This window comes from Parafrankia sp. EUN1f (genome assembly GCF_000177675.1).
Taxonomy (GTDB): domain Bacteria; phylum Actinomycetota; class Actinomycetes; order Frankiales; family Frankiaceae; genus Parafrankia.
The window spans coordinates 12,823-32,050 of the sequence record NZ_ADGX01000065.1 but is presented as its reverse complement, the minus strand read 5'-3'; the positions used below and the strand labels follow the sequence as shown (position 1 = coordinate 32,050).

The 19,228-nt window shown below is 73.4% G+C and carries 11 protein-coding genes and 1 pseudogene; 4 read left to right on the top strand and 8 right to left on the bottom strand.

From position 1 onward, the window contains the following. Nucleotides 1-364 precede the first annotated feature (364 nt). The 3 genes from FREUN1FDRAFT_RS19970 to FREUN1FDRAFT_RS19960 all read right to left on the bottom strand — a co-directional run bounded on the left by FREUN1FDRAFT_RS19970 (nt 365) and on the right by FREUN1FDRAFT_RS19960 (nt 6,008). On the bottom strand, nt 365-3,472 hold the full coding sequence (locus FREUN1FDRAFT_RS19970; protein WP_063745328.1) for a BTAD domain-containing putative transcriptional regulator: 3,108 nt from the start codon (nt 3,470-3,472) through the stop codon (nt 365-367). A 432-nt stretch (nt 3,473-3,904) separates the two neighbouring features. Then, nucleotides 3,905-4,360, bottom strand: coding sequence for an NUDIX hydrolase (locus FREUN1FDRAFT_RS19965; RefSeq protein WP_006541965.1), 456 nt, complete (start codon nt 4,358-4,360; stop codon nt 3,905-3,907). 85 nt (nt 4,361-4,445) lie between these two features. Continuing rightward, nucleotides 4,446-6,008, bottom strand: coding sequence for a multicopper oxidase family protein (locus FREUN1FDRAFT_RS19960; protein WP_006541964.1), 1,563 nt, complete (start codon nt 6,006-6,008; stop codon nt 4,446-4,448). A 457-nt stretch (nt 6,009-6,465) separates the two neighbouring features. On the opposite strand from FREUN1FDRAFT_RS19960, the gene FREUN1FDRAFT_RS19955 reads away from it, so the two are divergent. The 4 genes and pseudogenes from FREUN1FDRAFT_RS19955 to FREUN1FDRAFT_RS19940 all read left to right on the top strand — a co-directional run bounded on the left by FREUN1FDRAFT_RS19955 (nt 6,466) and on the right by FREUN1FDRAFT_RS19940 (nt 12,532). Next, nucleotides 6,466-7,413 (top strand): ABC transporter permease, encoded by a 948-nt coding sequence (locus FREUN1FDRAFT_RS19955; RefSeq protein WP_006541963.1) that lies wholly within the window; start codon nt 6,466-6,468, stop codon nt 7,411-7,413. Continuing rightward, nucleotides 7,410-9,250, top strand: a pseudogene (locus FREUN1FDRAFT_RS44015) (dipeptide ABC transporter ATP-binding protein). Before FREUN1FDRAFT_RS19955 ends, FREUN1FDRAFT_RS44015 begins: the two are co-directional and overlap by 4 nt. A 78-nt stretch (nt 9,251-9,328) precedes the next feature. Next, nucleotides 9,329-10,990 carry an ABC transporter substrate-binding protein gene (locus tag FREUN1FDRAFT_RS19945; RefSeq protein WP_006541960.1) on the top strand — a complete coding sequence of 554 codons (1,662 nt, stop codon included), beginning with the start codon at nt 9,329-9,331 and terminating at the stop codon, nt 10,988-10,990. A 219-nt stretch (nt 10,991-11,209) separates the two neighbouring features. Beyond that, nucleotides 11,210-12,532, top strand: a complete 1,323-nt coding sequence (locus tag FREUN1FDRAFT_RS19940; protein WP_006541959.1) for a cytochrome P450 — start codon at nt 11,210-11,212, stop codon at nt 12,530-12,532. Here FREUN1FDRAFT_RS19940 and FREUN1FDRAFT_RS19935 read toward each other — a convergent pair. The 5 genes from FREUN1FDRAFT_RS19935 to FREUN1FDRAFT_RS19915 all read right to left on the bottom strand — a co-directional run bounded on the left by FREUN1FDRAFT_RS19935 (nt 12,486) and on the right by FREUN1FDRAFT_RS19915 (nt 19,193). After that, the gene (locus FREUN1FDRAFT_RS19935) at nt 12,486-14,348 is read right to left on the bottom strand and encodes a hydantoinase B/oxoprolinase family protein (protein WP_006541958.1); all 1,863 of its coding nucleotides are present in this window, start codon (nt 14,346-14,348) and stop codon (nt 12,486-12,488) included. The two genes, FREUN1FDRAFT_RS19940 and FREUN1FDRAFT_RS19935, sit on opposite strands and share 47 nt — an antisense overlap. A 5-nt stretch (nt 14,349-14,353) precedes the next feature. Beyond that, nucleotides 14,354-16,534, bottom strand: a complete 2,181-nt coding sequence (locus tag FREUN1FDRAFT_RS19930; protein ID WP_006541957.1) for a hydantoinase/oxoprolinase family protein — start codon at nt 16,532-16,534, stop codon at nt 14,354-14,356. Then, on the bottom strand, nt 16,531-17,613 hold the full coding sequence (locus FREUN1FDRAFT_RS19925) for an LLM class flavin-dependent oxidoreductase (protein WP_006541956.1): 1,083 nt from the start codon (nt 17,611-17,613) through the stop codon (nt 16,531-16,533). Before FREUN1FDRAFT_RS19925 ends, FREUN1FDRAFT_RS19930 begins: the two co-directional genes overlap by 4 nt. A gap of 46 nt (nt 17,614-17,659) precedes the next feature. Next, entirely contained in the window at nt 17,660-18,631 is a 972-nt protein-coding gene (locus FREUN1FDRAFT_RS19920) for an ABC transporter permease (protein ID WP_035952505.1), read from the bottom strand. 70 nt (nt 18,632-18,701) lie between these two features. Further along, nucleotides 18,702-19,193 carry a PPOX class F420-dependent oxidoreductase gene (locus FREUN1FDRAFT_RS19915; RefSeq protein WP_006541954.1) on the bottom strand — a complete coding sequence of 164 codons (492 nt, stop codon included), beginning with the start codon at nt 19,191-19,193 and terminating at the stop codon, nt 18,702-18,704. Nucleotides 19,194-19,228 lie beyond the last annotated feature (35 nt).

Here is a 19,228-nt window from a genome sequence, read left to right as displayed (position 1 = left end):
CATCGGGCATTCCGGCCACCAGGTATTCCCGGCCACGATCCGGACGGGCCGACCGGTGACGAGATATCCACCGAACGAGCCAGGGGCCTCCTGGGAGGATGCTGCCACAGGAGCACCCGCGTCCAAGCCCCGCGGAAAAGGAAAAGGGATCACAAGGGAAAGAACAAGGGTTCATAAGGGGGTGCGACAGATCGAGGCCGGTCCCGGCTGACGGCAGTTCCGTCAGCCCGGACCGAGGGCGCTCGGAAGAATCCTCGGCCGCGACCGGATTCAGGCCACGGCGTAGGACGGATGAATGCTCTCCGCCCACGCCGGCGCCGGCGCCATGCCGTCAGCCGATCCCGCCGCTGCCCGGCGTTCGGTGTCAGCCCACCGGAAGCCCGAGCGGGTATGACACGTGGCCGGTCCGGCTCCGGTCGGCGGGAGCTCCGGCGAGGCGCGCCGCGCGCGTCTGGTGGTGCGCGCACAGATCCTGGAGCGGGCCGTCCTGGGCGCCGGTCCGCTCGAGCCACTCGGCGATCCGGTGGTGGTAGTCGGCCCGGACCCGGCGCGGCAGCCGCGAGTAGGCGACGTCGCGCACGAACGCGTGCCGGAACTGGTAGCCGGACTCCAGCGCGGCCGGGAGCCGGGCCGGCGGCTCGTCGGGCCGGTGCAGGAAGCCCCGCCGCTCCAGGTAGCCCAGCGCGCGCACGGCGTCCAGATGGTCCAGGCCGCACACCGCGGCCACCGGTTCCGCCCCGACGGCGCCGCCGAACACCGCCGCGCACAGCAGCACGCTCTGGGCCGCCGGGGCGAGGGTGTCCAACCAGCCGGAGATCACGTTGTGCACGATCTGGGGAATCCGCACCTGCCCGCTGGGCGGGGGGACCAGCCCGGCGCTGTCGACGGTGAGCACGGGCACGCTCTCCGGAGCGAGGCGGCTGTCCCGCAGCATGCGCGCGTACTCGGCCGCGAACAGCGGGTTGCCTCCGACCCGTGCGACGACCCCGCACTGCCCGCCGGCATGGCCGACCGACATCGTCGTGGGCACCGACAGGTCGGGCCGCAGCCCATAGCGCACCGCGAGCGTCACCAGCAGCCACTGGATGGCATCCGCGGAAAGCTGCTCGACGTGCATCACGGTGGCGTCGCGCTTGCCACCGGCCCAGCGCCGCCGCCGTTCGAGCAGTTCGGGCCGGGCGGTGGCGACGACCAGCAGCGGGACGGGGGCCAGTCGTTCGTCGAGGTCTTCGAGCAGGTCCAGCAGCGCGTCGTCGGCCCGGTGCAGGTCCTCGACGACGAGGATGGTCGGCCCGGCGGCCGCGATGCGCTCGAGCATCCGGCACCAGGCGGCGAACAGGGCCTCCCGTGCCTCCGCGCGGTCCCGCGCGTCCGCCGAGGCGAGCCGGTCCTCACCGGCCGTCTTCCCGTCGAGCAGCGGACGGAGCTCGGCGGCCAGGCGGCGCGCACCGAGGGTGTCACCGTCGAGCCCTTCGAGCGCGGCGGCGAGCCGGCCGACGGCGGAGAGGCCGCCGGCGTCGGGCGCGAGGTCCGCGGCGGCGCGCACCACGTCGGCGAGCGGCTCGAACGTGCCTCGACCGAACCGGCGCACCCGGCCGTCGAGCACCCGCACCCCCGCGGTGTCGGCGTTTGCCCGAGCCTCACGGCTGAACTCCCGCAGCAGCCGGCTCTTGCCGATCCCGGGATCGCCGAGGATCGTGACCAGCCGGGGCCGGCGGCGGCGGACGACCTCGGCGAGCAGCCGATGCAGAAGATCCTTCTCGTACTCCCGCTCGACGAACGGCGGGGCCGCGGGCGCCTCCCCCTCGTCCTCCTCGTCCTCGCCGGGCAGGTCGGGCCGCACGCCCACCACGTTCCCGGTGCCCCTGCCGCCGGCATCCTTGGCGGCGTAGGTGAACGCGCCGTCGGAGGCGCCCCGCGTCGTGTCGCAGACCCACAGCTCACCGGCGGGCACCGACGCCAGCAGCCCGATGCAGTTGCCGGCGACCTCGCCGAAGATCCTGACCGTGCCGGGCGCGACTGTCCCCTCACCGACGTCGGCGGAGGTCAGCACCAGGCCGGTCGCGACGGCCATCCGCAGCCCCCCGGGCAGCGCGCCGGCACCGCGGGCGGCGGCCAGCCGGGCGACGCCGCGCCGGATGGCGAGGCCCGCGCGCACCGCCCGCTCCGCGTCGTCCTCGTGGGTACGGGGCACCCCGAACACCGCCACCCACACCGGCTCCAGCATCACCTGTGCCGTGCCACCGAACCGCTGCGTCTCGGCCCGCACGATCTCGGTGACCTCACCCAGCAGGGCGGCGACGTCCTCCGGGTCGGCGACGCCGTCGGCGGCCGCCCCGGTCTCGACCCGCAGCGCCAGCACGCTGACCCACTTCCACGCCGCGGCGCCGTCGGCCGGCGCCGCGGCGCTCTGGCTCGCCCGCGCGAGCAGATCCGCGCCGACCCGCAGGCTGGTGTGCACCGAGGTCTGGCCGGCACCGAGACGTGCCCCGGGACCTGCACCGTGACGGGCGCCATGACCTGCCTCGGCACTGACGTCGTGACCGGCTCCGTGACCGGCTCCGTGACCGGCGCCGTGACCGGCGCCGCCGCCCGCCCCGCCATCGGCCGTGGTCGCGTTCCCCGTGGTCCCGCTCTCCGTGGTCGCGTTCCCCTCATCATCAGCGGTCGGGCCTGGCACTGGGCGCACCAGCACTGGACGCACCGGCTCCCGGCTCCCCGTCGCCCGTGAGCCGTGCCGGTGGCCGGCGAGGCGACCGGCGGCGTCCGGCGCGCTCAGCCAGGGCTCGTGCGCGAGGATCGCTCGTTCCAGCCGGCGCAGTTCCTCGCCCGGGTCGAGGCCGAACTGCTCGGCCAGCAGCGCGCGGGTCTGGCGGAACACGTCCAGGGCGTCTGTCTGGCGGCCACACCGGTAGAGCGCCAGCATCAGCAGGCCGCTCAGCCGCTCACGCAGCGGATTGCCGGCGACCGCGGCCTCCAGCTCCGCCACCAGGACACGGTGGCGCCCGAGGGCGAGCTCGGCCTCGACACGATCCTCGAACGCCACCGCACGGGCACTCTCCAGCCCGGTCATCTCCGCCCAGGAGATGCCCTCCTCGGCCAGGTCGGCCAGCACCGGACCGCGCCACAGATCGAGCGCCGAGGACAGCGTCGCGGCCGCGGTCTCCCAGGAGCCGCTGGCGAGCGCCGCCTGCCCCCGGGCCCAGATGTCCTGGAAGAGAAAAGCGTCGACCTGGCCCGGGTCGACCTCCAGCAGGTACCCCGGCGACCTGGTCAGCACGTCGGCACCACTGCCGCGCAGGGTACGGCGCAGGCCGGCGACCGCGTTCTGCACCATCTTGCGCGCGGTGACCGGCGCTTCATCGCCCCACAGCGCCGCGCGCAGCCGGCTCGTCGCCACGGCGGTCCGCGGATACAGCAGCAGGTAACCGAGCGTGGCGCGCTGGTGCAGTCCGTGCACGGCGACCGGCACGCCGTCCCGGACTACCTCCAAAGGACCCAAGACATGGAGTTGCACCGATCTCTACCTTCTACGGTCTGGACCGCCCGGCCCGCGGACAGCCGCCAGGGCGGTTCCCGGGGACACGGTGGCGGCGTACGGAACGGACACGGCCAGAACCGCGGTCAGGGTCCACTCCTGTGCCCTGCGCGTCGGCCGGCCAGGCCGGAAGGACGCCGGGGAAGGATGATCCGGGCGCTGACGCGGTCAGGGGACCTGACAGGCGGCGCCGTTCACCCGGACGAAATCGACGTAGAAGCGACGGGTCAGTACCACGCCATGGAGCACAGCCTGGAGCCTAGGCGTCACCTGGAGGAAGTATCCAGCCACCCGGACTCCTGTGACTCCTCTCTCAGTAGGACGAAACGCCGGACGGTACGGCCGGCACCGTGCTTCCAGGCGGAGTCAGGGCGCCGACGGGACGAGTGGGCGGAGAAAGTCCGCCTGTTCGCGCACGGTGTTCGCGGGGATGTCGGTGAACCAGCCGGTCTGCCGGCCCTCGTCGCTGCCGACCACGCGACCGCCGACGATGGTGGCCGCGAAGGCGATGCCGACCGGCCACCCCCAGTACCCGTCAGCCACCACGCTCGGATACTCCAGATACCCGAGCATGTCCCCGGCCGTGACGGAGACCCCCAGCTCACGGCGCGCCACCCGCACCACCGCGGCCGGCAGCGACTCACCGAAGAACACGGTGCCGCCCGGCAGATGCCACTGCCCGCGGCACGGGTCGATCTCCCGCTGGACCAGCAGTACACCATCCGGCTGCCGGATCACGACCTCGACGCACAGGCGCGGCACACGGCGATAGGTTTCCTCGAATTCACGCCGGCTGAGCGGAAAAGACGCGGGCGCTGACATGCGCCCGATCCTAGCATTCCGCTATCTGCTCAAGTGTTCCCCACCAGCACGTTCTCCGCCATGGCGCGGAATCCGCCGACGCGCGTCAGGCATACGTTTCGAATACGGCCATCATGCCGATACTGGCATGGTCCACGGCATGGCAGTGATAGACGAACTTACCCAGGTACTCACTGAAGGTGGCCTGTACTCTCACGGTCTCGCCGGGCGCGAGCAGGACCGTGTCCTTCCAGCCCGACTCGCCTGGGCCGGGCGGGGCACCGTTGCGGTCGAGCACCCGGAACTGCACCAGGTGCAGATGCAGGTTGTGGTACACGGCGACCGGGACAACCGGGTTCGTGATCCGCCAGATCTCGGTCGTCCCCCGCCTGATCCGAAAATCGACACGGTTCGGGTCGAACACCTTCCCGTTGAGCACGAAGGAGTACGCGACCGTGTCGAACGCGAGCACGACGTCGCGCACCCGGGTGGCCGGCGCCAGGGCGGGCAGCGACGTGAGGGTCGTGGGCACCCTGCTGGTGTCGGTCCCGGTCGCGGCCACCACGTCGAACCGGAGAACGGGCTGGGAGACCGGCGCGGCCGGGTCGAGAAGATTGCGGGTGTTGGTGAGCTGGAGCTGGGTGCCGGGCTGGTAGCGCGAGAAGTCGATCACGATGTCGACCCGCTCCGCCGGGCTGAGCCGCAGCGCGCGGACCCGCGCCGGGACGGGCAGGAGCCCGCCGTCGCCGGCGATCTGCGTGAACTCCTCGTTCCTGCCGAGCACCAGGTCGAAGATGCGCATGTTCGCGGCGTTCAGCAGCCGGAACCTGTACTTGCGGGCCTGGACCTCGAAGTACGGCGCCGGCCGGCCGTTGGTGAGCAGGGTCGTCCGGCCCGCCTCGTCGAGGAGCGCGTAGACGAGCTGCCCGTCGGCGTCGAAGGTCGCGTCCGACAGCATGACCGGGATGTCGAAGTCTCCCGACGGCAGTCCCAGCGACGCCTCGGCCGGGTCCTCCAGCAGGTAGAAGCCGTGCAGCCCGCGATAGATGTGCTCGGACTCGTTGTGGTGCGCGTGGTCGTGGTACCAGAGCGTCGTCGCCGGCTGCTCGTTCGGGTACTCGTATGCGCGCGCCGCGCCCGGGGCGATGACATCGGTCGGGAACCCGTCGGACGCCGCGAGCGTGTGCGCGCCGTGCAGGTGCACCGCGGTGTCCTTCGTCAGCTCGTTGCGGTGCCGGACCACGACCCGCCGGCCCACCCTGGCCCTGATGGTCGGCCCGATGTAGGTGCCGTTGTAGCCGAGCACCTCCGCCGGGTGGCCCGGGAGGAGCTCCTCCTGGCCGGCCCTGCTGGTGATGTCGTAGGTGTCGGTGTCCGACGTCGTGGACGACGGCGCGAGCACCGGCGGGACCGGGAGCGGGACGCTGAACGGCGAGGTCGCCGGCGCCCTGTTGGCGACCGTCACCACGTTGAGGCCCCCGTGCCCGAGGTGACCGGCAGGTCCCCGGTGGCCCGTTCCGAGCTGGCCGGCGGGCCCGAACTGGCCCGCCTGCCCCGCGGCCGCGGGGCCGTCGCCTCCTCGCGCCGTGAGGGCGACGCCCCCGGTGACGGTGGCGGCGACCCAGGCGCCGGCGCCCAGCATGGTGCGTCGCGACAGCGGGCGAGCCATCAGCGGTTGCCTCCAGGGTGGTCGTGAGCTCCGGACCATCGCCGGACCGCAGCACCGTGCGCCCTGTCACCCGAGCACGCCTACCCCTACACAGTCCCAGTTGACGGAAATCGCGCCCTTGTCCCACAAGACGTGGCCACGCACCCCGTCCTGGCATGCACCGCGGCATGCGCCCAGGTCAGCGCCGCGCCGCCCGGGGTGCGGGGCGAAGCACGAAGTGGGGTTGCGTAGGGGTACTCACCCCGATCGTGCTGGTGCACAGTTCCGTCCACGCCGTGGACATCACGCGGACAGCACCGACAGGCTGCATTCCCCGCCGCAGACGCCCGGCCGGCGCGCTGGCATCGCACCTGCGATGGCAACGCGCAGACGAGTCCGGGCCCGCGGATGTCATCCCTTCCACCGGCCGAGGCGGACGGACACCCGTTCCCAGGTTCTGACAGGAGTGCAGTCGTTCATGTCCACGGTCCGCGGGGAACCGCCCCTGCTGGAGGCGCCACCGGCGGTGGACGCCCACCCCCCCACCGCCGCCACGGCCGCCGCCCTCGGCGCCGCCGCGCCCGGCCAGGCCGGCCCGCTGCACCGGCTGGGCACCTTCGCCCGGCGCCGCCCCGGCCTGGTGCTGGCGATCCTCTGGCTGCTGCTGCTGGTCGTCGCGGCCGTCCTGCCAGCGGCGTTCACCAGCCGCGACCCGCTGGCCACCGACACGGCCCACCGCCTGCTCAGCCCGTCCTGGAGCCATCCGTTCGGCACCGACCAGCTCGGCCGCGACCAGTTCGCCCGGGTGGTCCACGGCACCAGCCGCACACTGCCCACGGCGCTGCTCGCGACCGCCATCGGTCTCGGCACCGGCGCCGCGCTCGGCCTGCTCGCCGGCTTCCTGCGCGGCTGGGTCGACGTCGTGGTGATGCGTCTGGTCGACGTGTTGCTGTCGATCCCGGGCCTGCTGCTCGCGCTGACGCTGATCGCCGTGCTCGGCAAGGGCGGAACGGTCCAGGTCGCCGTCGCCATCGGTGTCGCGGCGGTCGCTGAGACATCCCGGGTGACCCGCGCGGAGGTGTTCCGGGTCCGGGAGAGTCTCTACGTCCAGGCCGCGCACGCCGGAGGCGCCCGACGGTCCCGGGTGCTGCTGCGGCATGTGCTGCCCAACGCGATGGGTCCGGTCTGGGCGCTGACCACCCTGCTGTTCGGCGGCGCGGTCCTCGGCGTCGCCACGCTGAGCTTCCTGGGCTTCGGCATCCAGCCACCGACCCCCGAATGGGGTTCGCTCGTCTCCACCGGCCGGGACCACCTCCAGCGCGGCTGGTGGATGTCGATCCTGCCGGGCGTGGTCGTGGCGGCGACCGTGCTGGCGGCCAACCGGCTGTCCCGCGAGTTCAGCGACGACCTCGGGGGTGGCCGATGAGCAGCCTGCCCGCCCCGGAGGTCGTGGTGGCGCCGGCCGGCACCACGCCCCTGCTGGAGATCGACGACCTGCGGGTCGACTACCGGGTCCGCGGCGCGGTGGTGCACGCGGTGCGCTCGGTCAGCCTGCGGGTGGCGCCGGGTGAGACGGTGGCGATCGTCGGCGAGTCCGGCTCGGGCAAGTCGACCACCGCGCACGCGGTGCTGCGCCTGCTGCCCCGCTCGGCCGAGCAGGTCGGTGGGCGGATCGTCTTCGACGGCCGGGACCTCACCGGCGTCGGTGAGCGCTCGTTCCGCGCGCTGCGCGGCCGTGACATCGCGTTGATCCCCCAGGATCCGGTCACCTCGCTCAACCCGGTGGTGCCCATCGGGACGCAGGTGGCGGAGGCCCTGCTCGTGCACGGGCTGGCCGACCGGCGCTCGGCGCCGCGGGAGGCGGTGCGGCTGCTCACCGAGGCCGGCATGCCCGACCCGGAGCTGCGGGCCCGGCAGTATCCCTCCCAGCTCTCCGGCGGGATGTGCCAACGGGCACTCATCGCGATCGCCATCGCCGCCCGGCCGCGGCTGCTCGTGGCCGACGAGCCGACCAGCGCCCTCGACGTCACCGTGCAGCGCCAGATCCTCGACCACATCGGGCTGCTGCGCACGACCATCGGCACCAGCGTGTTGCTGATCACCCACGATCTCGGCGTGGCGGTGGAACGCGCGGACCGGCTGCTGGTGATGCAGGACGGGGCGGTCGTCGAGGAAGGCCCCCCGCCGAGCTGCTGGCCGACCCCCGCCACCCGCACACCCGGGCGCTCATCGACACCGCCCCCGGTCTCGTCGACACCGCCCCCGGCCGCGCCCCCCGTCGCCACCGCGCCCGCACCGGCCCCGGCGCGGGCAAGGATCTCGGTGCCGGCACCGACACGACAGTCGGGGCCGGGGCCGCTGTCGGGGCCGGGGCCGCTGTCGGGCTCGCCGCCGGTCGCGGCGCCGGTGCCGAGAACGCCGCGGGCGGGGACGCTCCGCGGGCCGGGGGCGAGAACACGGCCGGCACGCCGCAGGTGTGGGTCGAGGGACTCGTCAAGGAGTACCGGCTGCCGCGCTCGGCGGGCGGCCCCCGGGTGCTGCGCGCCGTCGACGGGGTGAGCTTCGCGATCCCGGCCGGCCGGACGTTCGCGCTGGTCGGCGAGTCCGGCTCGGGCAAGTCCACGGTCGCGCACATGGTGCTGCGGCTCACCGCGCCGACCACCGGAAGGATCCGGTTCGCCGGCGAGGACATCACCGAGGTCGACGGTGCGGCGTTGCGCGCGCTGCGGCGCCGCATGCAGATCGTCTACCAGAACCCGTTCGCGTCGCTGAACCCCAGGCTCACCGTCGAGAAGATCATCACCGATCCGCTCTCCTCGTTCGGACTGGGCACCCGCGCGCAGCGCCGGACCCGCGCCGCCGAGCTCGTCGACCTGGTGGCGCTGCCCGCCGGGGCGCTGCGGCGCCGGCCCGCCGAGCTCTCCGGCGGCCAGCGCCAGCGGGTGGCCATCGCCCGGGCCCTCGCTCTGTCCCCCGACCTGGTCGTCTGCGACGAACCCGTCTCCGCGCTCGACGTCTCGGTCCAGGCCCAGATCCTCGACCTGCTCGAACGGCTGCAGGCCGAGCTCGGGGTGAGCTACCTGTTCATCTCCCACGATCTCGCCGTGGTGCGCCGGCTCGCCGACGAGGTCGGGGTGATGCGCCGGGGCCGCCTGATCGAGACAGGGCCGACCGAGCGCATCTTCGCCGACCCCCGCGAGCCCTACACCCAGGAGCTCCTGGCCGCGATCCCCGGGCGGGGCGGGCACGCCCCCGGCGCCTGACCGCGGATCGCTTTCTCACCGTGCCGTCCCCGCGCCCTTCGCCCTGTCGTCAGTCCTTTCACCAAGGGGGAACCTCACATGTTCGGCCGCAACGAACGGCATCGACCACAGCGAGGACGGCGGCCCGGCCGCGTCCTGGTGCTCGCTCCACTGCTCGCACTGGTCCTCGCGGCGTGCGGCGACGACTCCTCCAGCGGGCAGCCGGCGGGCACCGAGGGTGAGCCGCGCAGCGGCGGCACTCTCACGGTCACGCTCAACGCGGACCCGATCTCGCTCTATCCGCGGGCGGTGAGCGCGAACGTGCGCGAGGTCTCCCGGCCGGTCGTCGACTCGCTGGTGGCGCTGGACCCGGAGACCCGCAAGCCGGTGCCGTGGCTGGCGGAGTCGTACGAGGTCAACGACACCACGACCGAGTACACCTTCCACCTGCGCAGCGGGGTGACCTTCTCCGACGGGACACCACTGACCGCCGCCGTGGTCAAGCGCAACTTCGACGACATCCTCGCGAACGCGTCGGAACTCACCGGATCGGGCTCGGTGTCCACCCTCCAGCTGGCGGACTACAAGGGGACCGAGGTCGTCGACGACCGCACCGTCGTGCAGCGCTTCGGGAAGCCCTTCCCGGGCTGGACGACGTCGCTGGCGAGCACCGGCTACGCCATCGTCGCGCCCGCCACCCTGGACCTGCCCGTCAAGGACCGCTTCAACAAGCTGGTCGGCACGGGGCCGTTCGTCGTGGAGTCATACCAGAAGAACAGCCAGGTCGTGCTGACGAAGCGCACCGGCTACGCCTGGGGGCCGCAGTACCGCAAGCGCACCGGTGACGCGTATCTCGACAAGATCGTGTTCAAGGTGACCCCGGAGGCCAGCGTCCGCAGCGGTGCCCTGCGCACCGGCCAGGTGCAGATCGGCACGGATCTCAACCCGGGTGACATCGAGGGCCTGAAGTCGTCCGGCTTCGAGGTCACCGTCCGGTCACAGCCCCGCCTCACCGAGGCCCTGGTGGTCGTCGGGGTGGACCGGGCGCCGCTGTCGGACCTGAAGGTGCGGCAGGCGATCGCCCGGGCGGTCGACACCGAGGAGATACGGGACAGCGTCCTCGACCCCAGCTTCACGCTCCCCACCGGCGTGCTCACCTCCACCGCCCCGGGCCGCGTCGACACGTCCAAGGCGCTCGCGTACAACGCCGAGGCGGCCGGGCGGCTGCTGGACGAGGCCGGCTGGACCCGCACCGGGGACGGCTTCCGGCAGAAGGACGGGAAGTCGCTGACCGTGGTGTTCGGCTGGCTCGACCGGGGCCACCCCTGGGACCAGGGACTGGTCGAGCTGGTGAAGTCGCAGCTCGCCAAGGTCGGCATCGACCTGCAGCTCAAGCTCGACACACCCGCCGTCGCGACCCAGGCGCTGCAGAACCGCACGGGGTACGACCTGTTCCTGGCCGGCGTGGCCGGCGGCCTCGACCCGGAGGCCAACATCCGCGGCTTCTCCACCGCCGCGCCGAACTTCTACAACGTCCAGGACAAGGAGCTCGACCGGCTGCAGGCACAGCTCCAGGCCCAGACCGACCCCGCCGCGCGGTCCGAGAGCGTGGCCGCGATCCAGCGCCGGGTCGCGGAGCAGGGCATCGTCGTCCCGCTCGTCGAGGAGAGCGCCGTGGTCGGCACCAGCGACAAGGTGCACGGCTTCTCGCTCGACGCCGACGCCCGGCTGCCCGCGTTCGCCGACGTCTGGGTGTCCTGATCCCCACGGTCGCCTGACCCCCGGCCGCCTGACCCGACCGCGGCGGACCCGCCCCACGGGTCCGCCACCTCCGGCCGTGCCGCCCGCGTCCCGCGACGCGGGCGGCACGGCCGCGTCGCCACACCGGCCCCACGATGCTCCCCGCCCCCCTTATCGTGGGGTTGGGCACCAGATGTCTCCTCCGGCGCCCTGGCTCCGCCTCAGGAGGGCTCCCAGGCGATGACGGTGACAGTGCCGGGCACCGACGGCGTGGACCTGACCCTCGTCGACTTCTGGCTCGGGGACCCCCATCCGACGCTGGCGGCGCTGCGCGAGCACGCACCGGTGTTCTGGCACCGGCCGACGGCGATCACCGGCAGCCGGCGGTTCTGGGCCGTCACCCGGTACGCCGACGTCGTCCGCGTCTCCCGGACACCGGCCGTCTTCCGTGCCGGCGAGGGCGTCGAACTCATCCAGTGGAGCTCGGAGCTGGGCGGCTTCGCCGACACCCTCAGCAACATGGGCCAGCTCGACGACCCCGAGCACCGCCTCATGCGCGCGCTGGTCAGCGACGGATTCCGGCCGCGCCCCGTCCAGGCGCTGGAGGCGGAGTGCCGCGCGCACGTGACGGACATCCTCGACCGCGCGACCGGCGACGGCGACGGCGCCTGCGACTTCGCCACCGACGTCGCCTCCGACCTGCCCATGCGCATGATCGGCGCAATGATCGGCATCCCGCCCGAGGAGCGCCACCTCCTGCGGGACTGGAGCACCGCGATCACGGGCGACGCGCGGCGCGGCCCCAGGCCGGCCGGCGAGCCCGGCACGGTGGGCGACCCCACGGCGCCCGCCGCCGCGGACCTGGTCGAGACGGTCGTCGGGCTGGGCCCCGTCGGCCTACGGGCCTGGTCGGACATGACCGCGTACATCGACAGCCTGGAGGCGGAACGGACCAGGCGGCCGCGGGCCGATCTCGTCTCGGCGCTGCTCCGGGCCGAGGTCGGCGGGCACCGGCTCACCCCGGCGCAGCGGCGCGCGTTCTTCCTCCTGCTGTGGTTCGCCGGGTATCAGACCGTCCGCAACGCGATCAGCGGCGGGCTGGTCGCCCTGCTGGAGCATCCCGAGCAACGCGACCGGCTGCTCGCCGACCCGGGGCTGGGCCGCACCGCCACCGACGAGATCATCCGGTGGACGACCCCGACCACCCACTCCCGCCGCACCGCCGCCCGCGACGTCGAGCTCGGCGGCCAGCAGGTGCGGGCCGGCGACTGGGTGGTCGTGTACTACAGCTCGGCCAACCGCGACGAGGCGGCCTTCGCCGACCCGGACCGCTTCGACGTCGGTCGCACCCCCAACCCGCACGTCGGTTTCGGGGCGGGCGGCCCACACCTGTGCCTGGGGGCCGCGCTGGCCCGCCTGCAGATCCAGGTGCTGTTCGGGGAGCTGCTGCGCCGCTTCCCCGACGTCCAGATCGTCGGGCCGGTCGAGCGGGTCGCGTCCGCACTGCAGCCCGGGATCAGGGGCCTGCCGGTGCGGCTGGGTCCGGAGCGGCGGGTGCGGTAGGCCCACCAGGCCCGCCAAGGCCACCAGGCCCGCCGGGCCCGCCGCCGGCATCGGCGCGCAGCAGCGCGGTGGCCGCCCGGTCGACGTCCCCCGTGCTCGGGTCGATCGCCACCCCGTAGACCTCGCGGGCCGCCGCCGGGGAGACCAGCCCGTCGCGGACGTCGGCGGCCACCGCCTCGGCCACGCGCCGGCGCGGATCCCCGTGGCCGGCCCCGCCGGCGGTGTGGATCTCGACGATGTCACCCCGGTCGAGCCGGAACAGCGAGTTCGGGAGCGGCTCGCTGACCCGGCCGTCCACGTGCAGGACCCGGCTGCGGTTGCGCGGTCCGGGCCGCCCGCCGGCCAGCCCGAACGGGACGGTCTGCGCCGACGTGCCGGAGCCGACGCACAGCACGGCCAGGTCGTCCTGGTCCATCCGCCAGCGCGACACCCCGCCGAGCCCGCCGCGCCACTGCCCCGCCCCGGCCGAGTCGGTCTCGTACTCCTGGCTGAGGATGGTCGTCGGGGCGGCCAGTTCGTGCAGCTCGACGTCGATCTCACGGCCGCCGCCCATCGCCGGCGGCGGCCCGATCACGTCCCAGCCGTCGAACCCGTCGGTGGCCCCGGAGCCGCCCTTGAGCGCCCCGGCGACGCCGAAGGGCCGCCCGGTCCGCTCGTTGACACCCATCGCGGCGAAGCCGTAGCTGCGGCACCAGCCGGCGTTCGTGCGCGCCGGGTCGGCCTGGCCGATGGCGTCCCAGATCGTCTCGATGATCACCTCGCCGGTGGTGATCGTGCACAGCGTGGTCGCGGCCGGCTCCACCGCGTGCACGATCGTGCCCGGCCTGGTGCGGATCTCGACCGCGGCGAGCGCCGCGCTGGTGCGCCGCTGCGTCGGGTCGGTGACGGCGTAGAGGGCGACCAGGGCCGCGGCGGCGGTGTTGGCGTAGGTCGAGTTCGCGTAGCCGAGGACCTGCGGGTCGGACCCGGTGAAGTCGAGGACCGCGTGCTCGCCCCGCACGATGAGCTCCAGGCGGACGGCGATCGGCGCCCGGTGGTGCGTCCCGCCGTCGTCGAGGTGGCGGACCGAGCGGTACACCCCGTCCGGAATGCGGCCGATCTCCGCGCGGATATGCCGCCGCGACGCCTCGAGTTGGTAGTCGACGGCGGCCAGCACCGGTTCGACGCCGAACACGTCCAGCATGGCGACCAGTTCGCGCTCGCCCACGTTCGTCGCGCCGATCTGGCACCACAGGTCCGCCTCGACGACGTCGCGCAGCCGCAGGTTGCTCAGGATCAGCTCCCACACGTCCCGCTGGGCGACGCCCTCGCGCAGCAGCCGCACCGGCGGGATGCGCAGGGCGTCCTGCCAGCAGTCGACGGCGTCGGGGTTGTAGCCGGGCACGCTGCCGCCGATGTCCGCGTGGTGCCCCTTGGTCACGCTCCAGAAGCGCAGCGTGCCCTGGTGGAACACCGGCTTCATCACAGTGAGGTCGGGCGGATGGTTGTTGCCGTGGTAGGGGTCGTTGAGCAGGAACACGTCACCGGGGTGCACGTCGCCGGCGAACCGGTCGACGATGCCCGCGTAGGCGCTGGGCAGCGAGCCGGCCAGAATCGGGATGAAGTCCTTGGTCGCCACCCAGTCGCCGGCGGCGGTGAACACCCCGGTGACGAAGTCCCGGCTCTGGAAGACCATCGACCGGCACGAGCGCAGCATCGCGTCGGCCATCTGCTCGGCGATGGCGTGCAGCCGGTTGTCGACGACGCTGGCCAGTACGGGGTCGGCCGGCATGAGGTCGGCCGGCCCCGGCGCGTCCGCGCGGCTCACGCGGCTCACGCGGCTCACGCCTGCACGGGATGGAGCAGCAGTGTGCCGTCGCCGACCCGCTCGACCGCGAAGTCCGGGGGCACCACGACCGTGGTGTTCGCCTGTTCCACCAGGACGGGGCCGGCCAGCCGGCCGTACGCCGCCAGCGTCTCGGCCTGGTACACGTCGACCTTCTGGTACCGGCCGTCGAACCAGGCCTCCCGGCGGCCGGCCGGCACGGCGGGTGCCACGGGTGCCCGAGTCGGGGGCGCCGGGCAAGGGGATGTGGGATGCACGGGTGCCAGGCCCCCCAGTGTGGGCGCCCGGGTGAGCAGGCGCAGGTTGACGGCCTCGACCGGCACGCCCGGCTGCGCGTAGCCGTAGCGCTGTTCGTGCAGCTCATGGAACCGGGCGAGCACCGCGTCGACCGCGGCGGCGTCGGTGCGGGCCGGCTCGGGCGAACCCGCGCCCCCGGCCTCGAGATCCGCCTCGAGGTCCGCCGCGAACGGCACCGAGATCTCGTACACCTGGTTGACGTAACGCAGATCGGCGAACCGCGTGAACGACACCGGGCTCACCGCGGGCCCCCGGTCCGGCTCGCCGCCGGCCTGCTCCGCGTCCTCCGTCCGCGCGACGCCCAGGTCCTCGACGGCCTCGCGGGCCAGCCGGCGGAAGGCCGCGTCGAACACCCCGGCCTCCGGCCGCTCCCCCCGCCCGGCCAGCGAGTGCACACCGTAACGGACGAGATCGGCGTGCAGCATCCCCCGGGCACACAGCACCGAGGCTCCCGGCGGCACCACGACCAGCGCGATTCCCAGCTCCCGGGCGAGGGCGGCGGCGTGGACGGGGCCTGCGCCGCCAGCCGCGACCAGCGCGAAGCGGCGCGGGTCGAGCCCGCGGCGGACGGTCGCCAGCCGCAGGCTGTCCGCCATGGCGGCGTTGACGGTCTGGAAGACGCCGGCGGCGGCCTCGGTCAGCCCGATTCCGAGCCGCCCGGCGAGCGCGCCGACGGCACGCTCGGCCGCGGCGCGGGACAGGGCCAGCCCGTCGCCGAATCCCCGTCCGTCGACGTAGCCGAGCAGCAGGTCGGCATCGGTGACCGTCGGTTCGTCGCCGCCCCGGCCGTAGCAGGCGGGGCCGGGCACCGCTCCGGCGCTGCGCGGGCCGACCCGCAGCATGCCGCCGGGCGTCACCCACGCCACCGACCCACCACCGGCCCCGATCGTGCTGATGTCGAGCATGGGCAGGCACACGGGATGTCCCGCGACCTGCCCCCGGCTCGTCGTCTCCGTGCGGCCGTCGTGGGAGACACTGACCTCGAAGCTGGTGCCGCCCATGTCGACCGTCATCGCGTCGGTGACGCCCAGGGCACGGACGATCCGCGCCGTGGCGGCCGGTGCCGCCGCCGGGCCAGAGAGCAAGGTCTCCACCGGGCGCTGGGCGGCCCCGTCCAGGCTGATCACGCCGCCGGCCGACTGCACGAGCAGCACCGGGCGCCGGTAGCCCAGGCCGGCCAGCCGCCGGGCCAGCCGGTCGAGGTAGTCCCGCAGCACCGGGCCGACGCAGGCGTTGAGCACGGCGGTCGTGGTGCGCTCGAACAGCCGTACCTCGGGCACCAGCCCCGCGGCGAGCGTGACGAACACCCCGGGCAGCTCCTCGGCCAGGATCTCGCCGGCCCGCCGCTCGTGCGCGTCGTTGAGGAAGGAGAACACGAAGCTGACGGCGACCGCGTCCACCCCGCTCTCGGCGAACCACCGGGCCGCGGCACGCACGTCCACCTCGGCCAGGGGGGTCACCACCGTCCCGGTGCGGTCGACGCGCCCGCGCACGGTACGGATCAGGTGGCGCGGCACCAGGTGGGGCAGCGGCCTGGCCCGCGAGTCGAACTGGTCCTCCCGGCTGCCCTGCCGGGCCAGGATGACGTCGCGCAGGCCGTCGGTCGTCAGCAGGCCCGTCCGCGCGTGCCGGCCGGTGATCAGGGCGTTCGTCGTGATGGTGGTGCCGTGCACGATCAGGTCCGTGCGGCCGAGCAGGGTGCCCGGGTCCAGGCCCTCCGCGGTGGCGAGCCCGCGCAGGCCGGCGACGAAGCCGTCGGTCGGGTCGGCCGGGGTGGAGCTGGTCTTGTGGATCACCTCGCCGCCGTCCGGCCGGCGCAGCACCAGGTCGGTGAAGGTGCCGCCCACGTCGACGGCGATCCGGTAGCCGGCTGCGCTCACGGTGTCGCGGGCGTCGACGGCGTCGACGGCCAGGGCGGGTCCGGGATCGACCGGCGCAGCTCCGGCACGACCTCGCTCGCGAAGATCTCGTGGCTCTCCCGCCAGCGGGCCTCCGCAAGGCCCTCCGGCTCGGTGCTGAAGATCAGCGAGGTGTGACCGAGGTGCTCGGCGTCCCGGTGCACCTTGTCGATGATCTGGGCCGGGCTGCCGACGAGCGCCGGGCCCCGCTCGGCGAAGTCCTCCAGGGTGGGGAAGCGGGGCAGCGCCGGGATGCCGCCCTGCGCGCGCAGCCGCGCCTCGTAGACCGGCCGGTAGTCGGCGAGCGCCTGCTGGGACGTGCGGGCGGTGTAGAGCGCCGGGGTGCCGGCGCCGGTGTGGCGCGCCGCGGGTTCGCGGCCGAACTCGTCCCATTTCTTCGCGTACCGCTCGGCGAGCCAGGCGTACTCCTCGGTCGGGGCCGACGCGTTGGAGAACATCACCGGGTCGCCGTATTCGGCGGCGAGGTCGACCGACTCGGTGCTCGTGCTGCTGCCGTGCCAGATCCGCGGCCGGCCGTGCGGGGGCCCGCTCTGCAGCGGCCGCGGCAGCGTGGTGACGTCGTGCAGGTCCGGGCGCAGGGTCCCGGACCAGGTGACCCCGCGTTCGGTCCACAGCCGGTGCAGCAGCCGGAACTTCTCGGTGAGGGCGTCGCGTGCCTGCTCCCGGGTGAGCCCGAACAGTTCCGTCTGGTCCGGGCCGGCCCCCTTGCCGATGATCAGCTCGATCCGGCCGCCGGACAGGTGGTCGATGGTGGCGAAGTCCTCGGCGACCCGCACGGGGTCGAGGACGGACAGCAGCGTCACGCCGGTGAACAGGCGGATCCTCGACGTGACGGCCGCGATGTAGCCGAGCACGACCGTCGGCGCGGTCGCCAGGAACGGCGGATGATGCCGCTCGCCGATCCCGAATCCGTCGAAGCCGAGTTCCTCGAAGAAGACCGCCGTGTCGATGGCACGGCGGAACACCTCCGACTCGGTGGGCACCCGGCCGGTGGACAGCTCCGGTCCCCGCGCGAGGGCGACCAGGCCGATGAACTTCACGTGACGAACTCCTCTTCCACTTTTCCGTTCTTTCGCCGCTGACGGGTCAGGTGGTCAGGGTCACCGGCGCGGACGTACCCCGAGGCGCCTGCCGGGTGCGCGCGATCCGGGGGTCAAGGATCGGGTAGAGCAGGTCGACCAGCAGGTTGATGAGGACGAACACGACCGAGCCGAGCAGAACGACGCCCTGCACCACCGGGAGGTCCCGCAGGCTCACCGCGTTCTGCGCGATCTGGCCGAGCCCGCTGCGCGAGAAGATCACCTCTGCGACGACAGCCCCCGCCAGCAGGCCGCCGACGAGCAGGCCGGCGATGGTCAGGGCGGGCAGCGCGGCGTTGCGCAGCGCGTGCCGGACGTTGACCCGGAGCGGGCTCGCGCCCTTGGCCCGGGCGGTGCCGATGTAGTTCTGCCGCAGCTCGTGGTCGAGGCTGCGGGTGAGGATCTGGGCGATGACCGCGGCGGGCTGCAGCGAGATCGTCAGCGCGGGCAGGACCAGGCTGCGCCAGCCCTCGTTGCCGATCGCCGGGAACAGGTGCCAGGAGAACGAGAACCACTGCAACAGAACCAGCCCGATGAGGAACCCGGGCACCGCCACCCCCAGCGGGGGCAGCGACAGCAGCACCTGGCGCAGCCAGGACAGCCGGGTGAGGCTCGTCGCGAGGGCCAGCCCGACCCCGAGCAGCACACCGAGCGCCAGCCCGAGCCCGGCCATCAGGGCGGTCGGCGGCAGCGCGTCGGCGATCAGCGAGGTGACCGGCTGGCCGGACTGCACCGACCGGCCGAGGTCACCCCGCACCAGGTCGCCGAGGCTGGTCAGGTACTGCACCGGCAGGGAGCGGTCCAGGCCGAGATCGTGCCGGAGCGCCGCGAAGTCCTCGGGCGTGTACGCGTTGTTCGGCCCGATCATGATGGCGACCGGGTCGCCGGGCAGCGCGTAGAGCACCACGAACGACAGGGTGTAGGCGGCCCAGATCACGAAGACGCCCTGCAGGAGCCGTCCAAGACTGTAACGTGCCACGTCCTCAACCATTCTCCGTCACGACGGCACCGCACCGCACCGTTCTCGCGTCTTGCTTCTCGCGTGCTGCTCAGAACGGCGCGCCGGCGTCGCGGCCGAACTCGTCGAGCCTGAATCTTTTCGGGACGGTCCTCGCGGGGTCGGGAAAATGAATGACCTTCTGCGGTATTACCCGGACGGCGACCCGGGTGGGATCGTCCAGGTCGTGCCGTTCGTTCATGTAGCGGCGGATCAGCTCGTGTGCCAGGTCGTTCCCGCCCTCGGGGAGGACCTCCGCCAGCCCGCGGATCTCGATGGACGTGTACGGATCCCCGAGGTCGTAGAGGGAGATGTTCACCCGGGGGTCACGCGAGATGTTGCGTTCCGTACGGCGGTTCCGGTGGACCGGGAAGTAGAGGACGTGTTCCGCTCTTTTCATGAGCACGATGGACGAGTGCGGACTTCCATCCGCGTTCACGGTGGCGACAACCGGCAGGTTGGCCGCGTCCAGCAGGGCCTGGGCTTTCTCGTCGAAAGTGACCGCCATAGTCGGAAAATAGCGGCTGCCCAGCGCCACGCTCACCCCAGTTCATCCCCTGTCCGTCCCCGGCCCGGGCG

Coding starts and splice junctions, on each gene's coding strand:
- FREUN1FDRAFT_RS19965 (WP_006541965.1), bottom strand. CDS start 4,360: ATGTCAGCGCCCGCGTCTTTTCCGCTCAGCCGGCGTGAATTCGAGGAA.
- FREUN1FDRAFT_RS19960 (WP_006541964.1), bottom strand. CDS start 6,008: ATGGCTCGCCCGCTGTCGCGACGCACCATGCTGGGCGCCGGCGCCTGG.
- FREUN1FDRAFT_RS19955 (WP_006541963.1), top strand. CDS start 6,466: ATGTCCACGGTCCGCGGGGAACCGCCCCTGCTGGAGGCGCCACCGGCG.
- FREUN1FDRAFT_RS19945 (WP_006541960.1), top strand. CDS start 9,329: ATGTTCGGCCGCAACGAACGGCATCGACCACAGCGAGGACGGCGGCCC.
- FREUN1FDRAFT_RS19940 (WP_006541959.1), top strand. CDS start 11,210: ATGACGGTGACAGTGCCGGGCACCGACGGCGTGGACCTGACCCTCGTC.